The sequence below is a fragment of the Myxacorys sp. genome, assembly GCF_059501405.1.
In genome coordinates, this window is sequence record NZ_JCACCM010000116.1 from 57,073 (window position 1) to 70,329 (window position 13,257).

General features: G+C 48.4%; 15 protein-coding genes. 13 read left to right on the forward strand and 2 right to left on the reverse strand.

The window, feature by feature from the left end:
• Window positions 1-81 precede the first annotated feature (81 nt).
• From AC5I6P_RS15205 to ureC, 11 genes are all read left to right on the forward strand, one after another.
• Entirely contained in the window at window positions 82-369 is a 288-nt protein-coding gene (locus AC5I6P_RS15205) for a hypothetical protein (RefSeq protein WP_495694620.1), read from the forward strand.
• Window positions 370-413: 44 nt separating this feature from the next.
• Window positions 414-785, forward strand: coding sequence for a cupin domain-containing protein (locus tag AC5I6P_RS15210; protein WP_495694621.1), 372 nt, complete (start codon window positions 414-416; stop codon window positions 783-785).
• A 489-nt stretch (window positions 786-1,274) separates the two neighbouring features.
• Window positions 1,275-1,661, forward strand: coding sequence for a hypothetical protein (locus AC5I6P_RS15215; RefSeq protein ID WP_495694622.1), 387 nt, complete (start codon window positions 1,275-1,277; stop codon window positions 1,659-1,661).
• A gap of 176 nt (window positions 1,662-1,837) precedes the next feature.
• On the forward strand, window positions 1,838-2,695 hold the full coding sequence (locus tag AC5I6P_RS15220) for an urease accessory protein UreD (protein WP_495694623.1): 858 nt from the start codon (window positions 1,838-1,840) through the stop codon (window positions 2,693-2,695).
• A 14-nt stretch (window positions 2,696-2,709) separates the two neighbouring features.
• Window positions 2,710-3,015 carry a nucleotidyltransferase family protein gene (locus AC5I6P_RS15225; RefSeq protein ID WP_495694624.1) on the forward strand — a complete coding sequence of 102 codons (306 nt, stop codon included), beginning with the start codon at window positions 2,710-2,712 and terminating at the stop codon, window positions 3,013-3,015.
• On the forward strand, window positions 3,002-3,349 hold the full coding sequence (locus tag AC5I6P_RS15230) for a HepT-like ribonuclease domain-containing protein (RefSeq protein ID WP_495694625.1): 348 nt from the start codon (window positions 3,002-3,004) through the stop codon (window positions 3,347-3,349). Before AC5I6P_RS15225 ends, AC5I6P_RS15230 begins: the two co-directional genes overlap by 14 nt.
• A 2-nt stretch (window positions 3,350-3,351) precedes the next feature.
• Window positions 3,352-3,654, forward strand: coding sequence for an urease subunit gamma (ureA, locus tag AC5I6P_RS15235; RefSeq protein ID WP_495694626.1), 303 nt, complete (start codon window positions 3,352-3,354; stop codon window positions 3,652-3,654).
• A gap of 24 nt (window positions 3,655-3,678) precedes the next feature.
• Window positions 3,679-4,023 carry an urease subunit beta gene (locus AC5I6P_RS15240; protein ID WP_495694627.1) on the forward strand — a complete coding sequence of 115 codons (345 nt, stop codon included), beginning with the start codon at window positions 3,679-3,681 and terminating at the stop codon, window positions 4,021-4,023.
• 23 nt (window positions 4,024-4,046) lie between these two features.
• A complete protein-coding gene (locus tag AC5I6P_RS15245) occupies window positions 4,047-4,727 on the forward strand; it encodes a Coq4 family protein (RefSeq protein ID WP_495694628.1) in 681 nt (226 codons plus the stop codon).
• A gap of 163 nt (window positions 4,728-4,890) precedes the next feature.
• Window positions 4,891-5,796 (forward strand): alpha/beta hydrolase, encoded by a 906-nt coding sequence (locus AC5I6P_RS15250; protein ID WP_495694629.1) that lies wholly within the window; start codon window positions 4,891-4,893, stop codon window positions 5,794-5,796.
• A gap of 217 nt (window positions 5,797-6,013) precedes the next feature.
• Window positions 6,014-7,723, forward strand: coding sequence for an urease subunit alpha (gene ureC, locus AC5I6P_RS15255; RefSeq protein WP_495694630.1), 1,710 nt, complete (start codon window positions 6,014-6,016; stop codon window positions 7,721-7,723).
• Between the two features lie 75 nt (window positions 7,724-7,798).
• Here ureC and AC5I6P_RS15260 read toward each other — a convergent pair whose 3' ends face one another.
• Together AC5I6P_RS15260 and AC5I6P_RS15265 are read right to left on the reverse strand one after the other, a co-directional pair.
• Window positions 7,799-8,554, reverse strand: a complete 756-nt coding sequence (locus AC5I6P_RS15260; RefSeq protein WP_495694631.1) for a lipase family protein — start codon at window positions 8,552-8,554, stop codon at window positions 7,799-7,801.
• 311 nt (window positions 8,555-8,865) lie between these two features.
• A complete protein-coding gene (locus tag AC5I6P_RS15265) occupies window positions 8,866-9,042 on the reverse strand; it encodes a hypothetical protein (protein ID WP_495694632.1) in 177 nt (58 codons plus the stop codon).
• Window positions 9,043-9,590: 548 nt separating this feature from the next.
• Between AC5I6P_RS15265 and AC5I6P_RS15270 the strand changes: the two genes are divergently transcribed.
• Together AC5I6P_RS15270 and AC5I6P_RS15275 are read left to right on the forward strand one after the other, a co-directional pair.
• The gene (locus tag AC5I6P_RS15270) at window positions 9,591-10,790 is read left to right on the forward strand and encodes a bifunctional sterol desaturase/short chain dehydrogenase (protein WP_495694633.1); all 1,200 of its coding nucleotides are present in this window, start codon (window positions 9,591-9,593) and stop codon (window positions 10,788-10,790) included.
• A gap of 347 nt (window positions 10,791-11,137) precedes the next feature.
• Window positions 11,138-13,162 carry a DNA polymerase III subunit gamma/tau gene (locus AC5I6P_RS15275; RefSeq protein WP_495694634.1) on the forward strand — a complete coding sequence of 675 codons (2,025 nt, stop codon included), beginning with the start codon at window positions 11,138-11,140 and terminating at the stop codon, window positions 13,160-13,162.
• Window positions 13,163-13,257 lie beyond the last annotated feature (95 nt).

Below are 13,257 nucleotides of genomic sequence, written 5' to 3' on the forward strand. Positions count from 1 at the left end.
GTGGGGAGAATGATTCGGACGCCGTTACTAATATTAAGACTCAGATTTCCCGAGTTGAATTACTTTTTCACGACATTCATTATGGACTACGTATTTGCTCTTCTGCGGGTGATCCTCCACACACTTCACCCATTTTTGGTTCCCATCTGCTTTGCTTTCGCTTGGGGCTTTACCCTTCTGATGGTGTGGAATGTCTATTCCTCGGTTCGGGAGACCACCCAAACCGCGAGACGATTGCATCAGATTCCCTGCGCGAACTGTCAGTTTTTCACAGGTGATTATAATCTCAAATGCACGGTGCGTCCGACAGATGCGTTATCGGAAGACGCCATCTCGTGTCCCGATTATTCTCCCAACCCAACGTCTTAATTTGCAGATCACGGTAGGATAAAACCAGTTTTCTGCTTGGTGTTATGCTTGTTCGACCGTTAAATGACTGCCCAGAATTTATTGCAGGCGACGGCACGAGGTTGCGCGAACTGCTGCATCCCGATAAGCAGGCGATCGATCTGCGCTACAGTTTGGCTCATGCGATCGTTGCGATTGGAGAAACCTCGATTCCTCACGCGCTCACTACATCCGAGGTGTACTACATTCTCAGTGGCACAGGCGTAATGCACATCGACGATGAGGCTCAGAGCGTAAAGCCTGGGGATATGATTTATATTCCGCCCAATGCGAGACAGTATATTCACAATAGTGGTGATGAGGCGCTGGTGTTTATTTGCATTGTTGATCCTGCGTGGCGTAAGGAAAATGAAACAATCTTTCAGGACGGCGAATAAGGGAGGTCTTTGACCTGCTTCGCGAGACGAAATGAAATAATGGCAGGCTGAGAGCCGGACTCATCCCAAGACGGGAACGAACTGACTTGTAATTAACTTAAACCTTGTTGTTAAGATCGCGATCGCTCCCATGCTCCGAGGGATCGTGCTCCTAACCAACTCAAACCTTCTGATCACCCGCCTAAACCTCTTGGTCAGCACTCTAAATTCTGTCGTTAGTACTCTAAACCCTGTCGTTAGGACTTTGAATCCTGTGGTAACAACACAGAAAATTGATTAGATTTACGGAACTGCTACAACAGTTACAAATAAGCTCCGATAAAGCTTGTCCCAATCCTGTGAAGTTAAGCTTTCTGATTCCGCAACATCCCTGAAGCCGCCTCAAAATCTTCTTGAAAACAACATGCTTTTTTGTGTCTTCTGCTGACCCGAAAAGCAGGGGAAATAGGTCAGACTAGCGCTATACACCTGACCTAGGAAACTCTACTTATGCCTCGCCTTAAAAAGACATCGCGTACATTAGAGCGGATTGAACTGCGCGTTGCCGGACTGCAAGCCATCGATCCGCTGATGAACTTTGGCGACGATCGCGACTTAAGAAACATCACTCAACTGATCGAGCAGTTACGCAACAAAATTAGTGCCTATAACACGGCGCTGTCCGTGATCGATTCATCTAAAGCTGAGATTCACACTTTAGAAACCACGTTGAATGATCTTGCCGAAAAAATGCTGATTGGGGTGGCGTTCAAATACGGCAAAGACAGTAGTGAATATGAGATGGCCGGGGGAGTGAAGAAGAGCGATCGCATTCGCCGCAGCACCGCTAGTCGTCTTAAAGCCAAAGCAGAGGAGGTTTCTGCGACGGCTCTCTAGAATTCTAGAACGGCTATAGAGAAGGTTTGAAACCTGTAATCCTTCTTCTTTGCGGTGATAGAAATTAGAAGCAAAGCGCACTACATCTCGAATCTGCTCTTAATTCCTGCAAAAACGAATTAAAACGCGCTACGCTTAACACCAGGCTAACACCGCTTAGCCCAAGGCTTTGTTCGGTGAACCAACCTCATTCTTCCTCCCCCAAATCTGTCTCCACCAATTGGCACGGCACTCTATCTCTGAAGTTTGCCAACCGCAATGGTGCAACGGTGCTAACTGAGAACTTGGGACAGGCTCCTCTCAAGGTACAGCGCCCCTTCTACCCCGAAGGCAATGAAGTTTGTCACGGCGTCATTATGCACACCGCAGGCGGAATCGTGGGCGGAGATCGCTTATCCCTCGATCTCCGCCTCCACCCCAACAGCCGCGCCCTCATCACCACCCCTGCTGCCGCCAAAATTTACCGCACGAACGGCAGAGAAGCCCGTCAGACTATTGAGATTAACGTAGACGAAGGCGCAGTTATAGAATGGTTGCCGCAAGAAACGATCGTATTTGACGGCGCACTCTATCGCCAAGATCTGCGCATTAATCTCGCACCCAGCGCCCACTGGATCGGCTGGGACATGACCCGATTTGGACGCAGCGCCCGAGGAGAGCGATTTACCAGTGGCGAGTGGCGATCGCACACCGAAGTTTGGCAGCAGGGTCGCCCACTGTGGATTGACAGACAATGGCTTCCTGGCAATGAAGCTGTATTTAACAGCCCGCACGGACTGGCAGGATGTCCCGTGGTGGGCAGTTTTGCTTACCTTGGTCAACTTGTGAACCCCGATCTTGTGCAAGACCTGCGATCGCTGTGGTTAGGCACTGCCGGAGAAACAGGTGTCACTCGCTTGCAATCAGGATTACTGTGCCGATATCGCGGTGCTTCTACAATAGAAATGCGTCAGTGGTTTATTGCCGTTTGGCGACTAATCCGAGAAACGATGTTCGATCGTTCGGTCTGCATTCCTAGAGTTTGGCAACTGTAGCTGAGGTAACGCCCATGCTTACTCTTCCCATCGAGCTTCCCCTCGAACAGATTACTGAGTTTTGTCAACGCAATCCCATTCGCAAACTCTCGCTGTTTGGCTCAATTTTAAGAGACGATTTCAAACCAGAAAGCGATGTTGACATGCTAGTAGAATTCATTCCAGACAGTAGAGTTGGTTATTTTGAACTCATTGGAATGGAAGTGGAGTTAACAGAAATGCTCAAGCGTAAAGTTGATCTCCGAACTCCCGCAGAAATTAGCCGCTATTTTCGTCAACGAGTCTTAGATTCTGCACAGGTCATCTATGAACATAGATGATGATGCGCGGCTGCGGCACATGCTAGATTACGCTCGCCAAGCCGTTCGATTTCTAGAGAACAAGTCTCGTGCTGAGATGGATGCAGATGAAATGTTAACCGCTGCTTTGTTTCGTTGTCTTGAAGTTGTGGGAGAAGCCGCCTCACGAATTACGAAAGAACGTCAGAGGAAGTTGCCACAGATTCCCTGGTCAACCGTTATCAGTATGAGAAACCGCATTATTCATGGTTATTTTGATATTGATTTAGATATTGTGTGGGACACAGTAACGTATAACCTGCCGCAACTGATCGCTGACCTTGAGACTATCATTGCTGCTGATATTGAGGAGTAACCATGCAACTGACGCCCCAAGAGAAAGACAAACTTCTGATTTTTACGGCTGCCCTATTGGCAGAACGGCGCAAAGCGAGGGGAGTGAAGCTGAACTATCCCGAAGCGATTGCGTTCCTGTCCGCCGCCATTCTAGAAGGTGCAAGAGACGGACAAACCGTTGCCGAACTGATGAATTACGGAACTACTCTCCTCAGCCGAGAGGATGTCATGGACGGCATTTCCGAGATGATTCACGAAGTCCAAGTCGAGGCCACCTTTCCCGACGGAACAAAGTTAGTCACCGTTCACAATCCCATTCGCTAACGTCACGCAAGGAGTAGCACCACTATGATTCCAGGAGAACTGTTTGTCGAAGACGGCGAGATCGAACTGAATGCTGGGCGGGAAACGTTGACACTATCAGTGGCAAATAGCGGCGATCGACCGATCCAGGTCGGCTCTCATTTCCACTTCTACGAAGTCAACGCCGCGTTGGAGTTTGACCGAGAGCAAGCCCGTGGACTGCGGCTCGATATTCCAGCTGGAACAGCCGTGCGATTTGAGCCAGGAGATACGCGAGAGGTGACGCTAGTTCCCCTAATGGGTACTCGTGAGGTGTATGGCTTCAATGCCAAGATTGAAGGAGCCTTAGACGCAAAACCAAAGAAGAGTAAAAAGAAGTCTAAATCCTAGTATCTATTCGTTGGAGTTTGGCAATGAACTTGAAAGATTTGCGCCGTTTGAACTCAGAATATCTCGCCACCATCAAAAGCGTCATGACGCTGCTCAAAGATCCTGAACAAACCGAGTCAGTTTACGATGTGGAAGATGCATTACGGCGATCGCATCCGCAAACGCTCGCCGCATCCGTAAAATACATGTTGGCTGATCCGCAAGTTGCACAGCTTGCTCAAGAGCGCTACCTGCCTCCGGCTCCAGACATTGCAAAGCTCCTAACGTATCCGCCTCACTCCTTGGGATTCGCCTTTGCCAATTACATCTCATCGTCAGGATTCGATCCGGGGTTCTATCGAAAACTCGATGTGGTTGATGATGCGACCTATCTTCTGTTTCGCCTTAGACAAACCCACGACATTTGGCACGTCGCGACCGGATTTAGTGTCGATGTTCCCGGAGAACTCGGTCTCAAATCCTTTGAAGTCGCTCAAACTCGTCGCACGTTGTCTGGTGTTCTGATCGCGGGAGCCTTCCTGCAAACCTTGCTTAGCAATCCAGATGGATTAGATCGATTGCTCGATCGCATTGCCGCAGGCTACCGCATGGGTGCAAAAGCAAAGCCATTACTTGCCCAAAAGTGGGAAGACCATTGGGAAAGATCGGTCGAGGATATTCGCAAAGAGTTGAATATCCAACCGATGCCAGTCTACGTTCCCTAAGTTGTCATTTTGTCTTTCAATGCGATGTACAAGCTTTATGTACTGCTGTCTATGCCTCTGCCTCTGCCTCTGTCGCGTGTGAAGGCCGATACAACATGAATCAGTATCTGAAGATCGCAAGAGTGGTGCGCTGTGATCACAAGATGCATCTAAAGGGATTATTGTGAACGCTAGAAGATTCAGTTCTCGTAAAAAAACACTTCAAACGCTCATCGCCTTTGGGATAGTCATCATTGTAATATTAGTCGCGATCGACAATTGGCTGCCCTACTCACTCCTCAGCCATTACAAACGCCCGGTTGCTTTTCAGCCTCAAATTCTAAGGCAATATGGTGCGATCGCAGAAAACATACAGTTCTCTATTGCAGATGGAACTCAAGTTTCTGGATGGTGGATTCCAGCAAAAACCAGATCTTTAGAACCTCCTATTACGTTGATCTTGCTTCACGGACTCGGTGGCACTCGGCAAGACTTGTTAGAGTTTGCGCTTCCGCTCTGGAAAAAAGGTATGAGTCTAGCCGCAATCGACTTGCGAGGACACGGAAACAGTAGTGGTGAATTTTTCACCTACGGCTTTCACGAATGGAAGGAAGTCAGTGGACTAATTGATAATTTGCAGCAGCGAGGAGTCAAACGTATGTCTGTGCTCGGTATTTCGGCAGGCGGAGTAGTTGGCATATCCGCTGCGGCTCGTGACACCCGCATTCACTCTCTTGTCACCATTGGTGCATTTGCCGATCTTGACCAAATGATTACCCGACGATCACCCTGGTTGCCAGCGCTTTGGCGCGATCGCGCCAAAGCGAACGCAGAACAAATGGGGCAGTTTCTGATCAAAGACGTATCTGCGATCGCTAACGTGCAAAAAATAACTTGTCCTATTCTCATCGCCCACGGAACCGCAGACGACTACATTCTTTTTGAAGATGGGCAGTCGCTCCACCATTCTGCACCTGAGCCTAAAATGTTCTATGCAATCCAGTCTGCCAATCACGCCAACATGCTTTGGAAAGAAAAACAGAAACTTCAAATACAGATTTTTAACTTCATTCAAACCAACACTAAATAAGATACAGAATCAAATACGCAGTAAAGTAGCGTCGTCCGGTGACCACGCGATGGTGCGCTAAGTGCCGAGCACAATTTCATACGAACCGCGTCTCATCTCAACCCAATCACATCACCATCACACAGTAGAGAACTAATCGCGCTCAGCGCGCCTCTGGAATCGTGCCTTTGGAACACGTATGGTAAATTCGGATTAAATAGTCTCCAGAGGACTCCCCATGAGTTACCGCATGAATCGCCGCGCCTACGCTGAAACGTTTGGTCCGACTGTAGGCGATCGCGTCCGATTAGCCGATACGGAACTGATCATCGAAGTCGAACAGGACTACACCACCTATGGTGAAGAAGTCAAATTTGGCGGCGGCAAGGTGATTCGCGATGGCATGGGACAATCTCCCATCACAAATGAAGATGGAGCCGTCGATGCCGTGATTACCAATGCGCTGATCCTCGATTGGTGGGGCGTGGTCAAAGCAGATATCGGCATTAAAGACGGTAAGATTGCGGCGATCGGCAAAGCCGGAAATCCTTACATTCAAGATAATGTCACCATTATCATTGGGCCTGGAACCGAGGCGATCGCAGGCGAAGGTATGATCCTCACCGCTGGCGGCATTGATACACACATTCACTTTATTTGTCCGCAGCAAATCGAAGTTGCGATCGCTTCGGGCATCACGACCATGATCGGCGGCGGAACTGGGCCTGCGGCAGGCACAAACGCTACGACTTGCACCCCTGGGCCTTGGAATATTTACCGAATGCTGCAAGCTGCCGATGCCTTCCCAATGAACATTGGATTTTTGGGCAAAGGCAACGCGAGCCAACCCGCCGCTCTCGAAGAACAAATTAAAGCAGGCGTAATGGGCTTGAAGCTCCATGAAGATTGGGGCACGACACCCGCTGCGATCGATACTTGTTTAACCGTCGCCGATGAGTACGATGTGCAAGTCGCAATTCACACCGACACCTTAAATGAAGCCGGATTTGTGGAAGATACGATCGCAGCATTTAAACATCGCGTCATTCACACGTATCACACTGAAGGCGCAGGCGGCGGACACGCGCCCGACATCATTAAAGTTTGTGGTGAATCTAATGTTCTACCCTCCTCAACGAATCCCACCCGTCCTTACACACTCAATACATTAGACGAACACCTTGACATGCTAATGGTGTGTCACCATCTCGATCCCAGCATTCCTGAAGACGTTGCCTTTGCAGAATCTCGGATCAGACGAGAAACGATCGCAGCAGAAGATATTCTGCATGATATGGGTGCGTTTAGTATGATATCGTCTGACTCCCAAGCAATGGGACGGATTGGAGAAGTAATCATCCGCACGTGGCAAACGGGACACAAAATGAAAGTTCAACGTGGCGCGTTAGCGGGAGATACATCACGCCACGACAATCACAGAGCGAAACGCTATATCGCAAAATATACGATCAATCCTGCTATCGCTCATGGCATCGCTCAGTATGTCGGGTCGGTTGAACCTGGCAAAATTGCAGATTTATGCTTGTGGCGTCCGGCGATGTTTGGCGTTAAACCAGAAATGGTGATCAAAGGGGGAATGATTGCGTGGTCACAAATGGGAGACGCAAATGCAAGTATTCCTACACCACAACCCATTCATATGAGACCGATGTTTGGCAGTTTTGGAGGCGCGATCGCATCCACGTCCTTCACCTTCATCTCTCAAACCGCTCTTAAAAAGGGCATCCCTGATAAACTCAATTTGCAAAAAACAGCCCTTGCGGTTTCTGGCATTCGCACACTGAGCAAGCGCGATATGAAACTCAATGACGCTATGCCTCAGATGGAAGTCGATCCTGAAACCTACGAAGTCCGCGCTGACGGAGAACTGCTCACCTGCGAACCTGCAACTGTCCTGCCAATGGCGCAGCGATACTTTTTGTTTTAAGTCGTTCCTTTTTTATGGCATCACCAATTTTTCTGCTACAGCGTCAACTTCTTGCGTGAAGGGCTCGCTAATCCGCTACTTTGCTAATTGTCCGAGAACGGTAATATAGCGGTCAATGTAGTGATCCTTAAACCGTTGACTGATGAAGTTGAGACTGAACCGTTTCCCAATCCGGATTTCCTTGTCCACAGCACGATATCCCTGCCACCACCGCGGCAACTCCGGTACCAGATCCATGCCATGAACCACTCGGTAACTGTTGGGAACCCGTTGGTTATAGGACTCTTGGAATCCATCATTCCCCACTTTCGGTGCGCCGTAGGTATACGCTTCGATGGTTAACTGATCGGAAAAATTGTATTGAATATCCACGGCACATAAGGTTGCTAATGCACCGCCCAAACTGTGTCCGGTTGCAACCACACTTGATACCCCACTACTTTTAATGTAATCGTGAATTTGACTTCGCACGGCAAAGTAAGCAGCGACAAACCCTCGGTGTATGAGTGCTCCCGAGCTGTTAGAGCCAGCATAGGGATACGTTTTTTCCTGGGGTTCAACAATCAAGTCACGGATGACCTTTTGGTCAAACTGGGCACGCTCCAAGGTGGTGTTAAAATCAGTTTCCCAATCCTCGGACGATTCACTGCCTCGAAAAACAATGGTCGCAGCCGTCCCTTCTGGTAAAACAGCGCACTGAGTATCCGTTTTCGGGTCACTAATCAGGAGCGGTTTGACGGTGATGCCATCAAACTGGACGATGTCAAAGTTCTCATAAACCTTTTGGCAAAAAACGGCGTATTTTACGGCTTTTGCATAATCGATGGACATAGTAACCCCCTGTAGCAATTCAGTTGTTGGTCAGTACTGATTACCATGAAGACTAAGCGATCTCCAGAAAGTCTTCTTAAATCTCTACCTTGGCTCAGACCTTGCACCACTCTCAGTAAATAATTGCTAAAGGAGCACCAATCTGGAAGAAACAGCGTAGAAATACTTTGAGTTGACATGAATTTCTCCTGATAAATTTTGATAGCACTGGACTTGTAGCATGGGCGAAAATGCACTTAAGCCAAACTTATGAATTCTCCTGCTCAGGTTCCTTAAAGTTGCTTTTAGTGCAAAAGCGACGGGAGCACCTCTTAGAATTCATGGACAACGAATTCATGGACAACGGCGTTGTTGGATAAAAAGGCGGATGGATTGACGTGGTAGGTTTTATTGACCACAACAAAATCACCGTATGAAACGCCAGGCAGGGTTGTTTCATTGTCACGGGAAATATCTGGAAGCCCCAAGTCCTCGTTTGCAAGGTTCAAAAAATTCGAGCACGCCCAACGAGAGAACCAAACGTCCAGATTTCTATTTTTGACAATGAAACAGCCCTGCCTCTATTAGCCAAGGTGGGATTGGCTAGACGAATGACTGTCATTCTCGTTCCAACGCTAAGCCCAAAGTATCTGAATAGTTGTTCAGCAACCCAAATATCTGTGCAAGTTGTCTAAGTATCATCAATTGCAAATCGCCGTCTTGCTCACCTTACCTCACCTCGTCTCACCCTCCCCAGTAGCCGAATGATTCGATTGGGCGGATCCCTACAGTTTCCGCTATGAGAGGTTACCTGCCAAGAAATCCTAATCCAAGAATTATTCTGGTGGAACAATTTGTTAAGATAGTTAAATATTTCTGAAGTTCCGCCAGCATTACCGTTTAGTGGCACGTTCTCACAGAACTCTTACTCCTCCACTAGACATTCTTTCGTTAGACACTTTAAAGTACCGGATGCTAATGGGAGTATCTAGACAGACCTGAGAAACTACTAGCAGAAGAACCACATCTGCCGACCCCCTGAACGATCCGAAACTCAATGGACTTCAATTTGCTACCGACTCACCTCCTGATCCAACTGATGCTGGGACTGGTTTCCATCATCTTTGCCGATCTCGTGCGAGATCTTTATCACCTCGCAGGGCACTACTGGCAGCCGTTACAGAAATTCCATACTCTGCATCACAAAGCCTATCGCCCTGATTTAACCATCACGAGTCTAGAAACCTATCAGAAAGCGCAATGGTACAACGATGTACCAGAAGATCTGTTCATGGTTGGGACAACGGCTGTATTGGCATACCTGAGCCAAAGTTATGGAATGTGGCTGGGTTGTCTCTATTCGATCAGTTTTTTGATTCCTGCGATCGCGCGATCGCAAGGATTTTGGCTTCAAACCGATCTCACCCACAAACCGGGCGCTCTCGTTGAAATTCCATCTCATTGGCGCGTCAATCGCACTTACCACTGGCGACACCATTTCGATCAGGGTAATGCCTACTTTTGTAGCAACGTGACGCTACTGGATAAAGTAATCGGAACCAGCTTGTCCTTGAAGGGGAAGGTCGTTGCAATTACGGGAGCTTCGGGCACGTTGGGACAAGCATTAACGGAAGAACTGTCGCTTCAAGGGGCAAAAGTGGTGGCTTTGACCACTAATACGCAAGCAGAGTTTAAGCCAGGAATTGAGGTGATGCACTGGCAGTTAGGATCTGAGACAGATTTAAAGAACCGCTTGCAGGGCGTTGACATTCTAATCCTAAATCACGGCGTCAATGTATATGGAGATCGTTCCTTCGCTGCGATACAAAAGTCTTATGAAGTGAACACGTTTTCTACTTTGAAATTAGCCGAACTATTTCTAGAAACCGTCACAAAATCTTCTCACAAAGCCCTTAAAGAACTCTGGATTAACACCTCAGAAGCAGAAGTAAGTCCCGCTTTGAGTCCGCTTTACGAGTTGTCTAAGCGAACGTTGGGAGATTTAATTACGCTCCGCCGCCTTGATGCTCCCTGTATTATTCGTAAATTAGTGTTAGGCCCCTTTAAAAGCGACCTAAATCCCTATGGTGTGATGTCGTCTAAATGGATCGCTTGGGCAATCGTAGCTCTAGCAAAACGAGATTTTCGGAATATTATTGTGACGGTTAATCCGATCACTTACGTTGCTTTTCCTGTTAAAGAGATTCTTCAGTCTCTCTATTTCCGCTTGTGTACGTCTGGGAAAGGTGAGCGTTGAGCTCGCGGCAAAAGTTAGCCTTCGAGAATTCCCTAAATGCTAAGTTGCGTTATCTCAGAACTTGCACCATTCCTGATAAGCCTTGCCGGGTAATGACTTGAAAACAATCTCCAAATGATATCGCGCAGCAATGTCGGCAGTTCTTCGCAGGTGTCGGAGGAAGCTGATTGACTGGGCACGGTAGATGTTAACGCAGGTCAGGCGGTGGTTGCCCGAACGCGCGATTGTCCTCTCAGCGGAATGGAGGAGTATTCTTGACTCTTACATCCTGAGCAAACCCAATTCTCCCCACCGTTTTGCCAATCCCCTGATAGGATCAATCAGTCCCACTCCGATGATTGATTGCCGTGACGTACATTCCGCTCCACCACAAATATCGTCCCCAAACCTTCACTCAACTCGTCGGACAAGACGCGATCGCAACCACGCTCTCAAATGCGCTGCTGCAAAACCGGATTGCGCCTGCCTATCTCTTCACAGGCGCACGCGGAACGGGTAAAACATCGAGCGCACGGATTTTTGCTAAATCGCTGAACTGCTTGGCATCCGACGCACCCACCGATCAGCCCTGCGGCGTGTGTGAAACCTGCCGCGCGATCGCCAATGGTTCAGCGTTAGATGTGATTGAAATTGACGCTGCGAGTAACACCGGGGTAGACAACATTCGCGAATTGATTGAGCGTGCTCAATTTGCCCCAGTTCAATGTCGTTACAAAGCGTATGTGATTGATGAAGTCCACATGCTTTCCAATGCCGCCTTCAATGCGTTGCTCAAAACGTTAGAAGAACCACCCGATCGCGTGGTCTTTATTCTTGCCACAACCGATCCTCAACGTGTTCTTCCAACCATCATTTCACGCTGTCAACGATTTGATTTTCGACGCATTCCATTAGGGCCCATGGTGAAACATTTAAGCGCGATCGCACAGAAAGAAAGTATTTCCATCACCAAAGAAGCCTTACAGTTAATCGCGCAAATCTCCCAAGGCGGATTGCGCGACGCCGAGAGTTTGCTCGACCAACTGAGTTTGCTCATTGGAGAGATTACCTCAGAACGGGTGTGGGACTTAGTTGGCGCAGTGCCAGAACGGGATTTGATGACCTTAGTCGAAGCGATCGCCTCCGATAATCCAGAAACCGTTCTCGACACGACCCGAAAATTAATGGATCGCGGACGAGAGCCGTTGATCGTATTGCAAAATTTAGCGAGCTTCTACCGAGATTTATTGATCGCGAAGACGGCCCGCGATCGTGGCGATTTAGTCGCGCTCACGCCGCCGACTTGGCAGCACCTCTGCGACTTCGCCAAAAATCTCAACATCAGCACCATTCTGGTCGGACAAAAGCATCTCAAAGATAGCGAGGTGCAATTAAAGAACACCACTCAACCGCGTTTATGGTTAGAAGTGACTTTATTAGGATTGTTACCCTCAGCCAGCAGCATCCAACCGACTATCAATGTGAGTCCTTCACTAAAAGCTCCACCCAAAGCTCAGGTTGAATCGACAGAACCGGCAATCTTTGGGAGCTTGGCAGAGCCAAACGCGGCATCAACGCCTACTCCAACATCAGACGCGCTTCTAAGCCCCACAACTTCCAGTCCCACAACTTCCAGTCCCACAACTTCCAGTCCCATAACGTCCAATGGCTCATCGGCGGCTCCCGACGCCGCGCCCGCTCCTGCTGAGGAGGGTGTTCAACGTCAAGATGCAACATCCGCTCAACAAGATTTAGCAGAACTTTGGCAACGAGTCCTTTCAAACTTACAGCCGCTTGGAATTCAAGCTCTGCTGAGCCAGCAGGGAAACTTGCTCTCCTTTGATGGTCAAACCGCTCAAGTTAGCATCAAAGAAAAGCTGTTTAATATCGCTCAAGGACGAGTAGCTAACATTAAAGCTGCATTTTTAAAGACGTTAGGCATCGAGATTAAATTAAGTCTTGTTGTTGCAAATGCTGCTCTGACCGAGCAAAGCAACGCCCATTCTGACATGAGTGGCAATGATGTCAAGCCGCTCAGCACAGAACGAAGTTTTGAAGACGTGTCATCCGACTCAACCCGCTTAGATTCAACAGATGCTGTTGCCACTTCTCTGGCACAGCCTGATCCAGAGCTTGCGATCGCCGACCCACCTCCAGACGCTCTTTTGCCAACCTTTGACGCGCCTCCAGCCTACTATGATGATTGGGAAGATGAAGCCGCCAGAGCTGCCCTAAATCTTGCAGATGCGTTTAATGGGGCAGTTGTAGATCTCGACAATCCTTCGCTTGAACTGCCGAGCCTATCGATTGAAGAACAAGTATCCTCTCTAGATGAGGCGGCTCTAGATGAGTTGGAAGACAATGAAGATGAAGATCAAGATGTGGACTTTTGATCCCATGATCACAGCATTTCGATCACACTAGAGTTGTCTGGAAATAAGATAAAAAACCTTGAAAGCTTTATCCAACAAGCATTTCAGCCGATTTT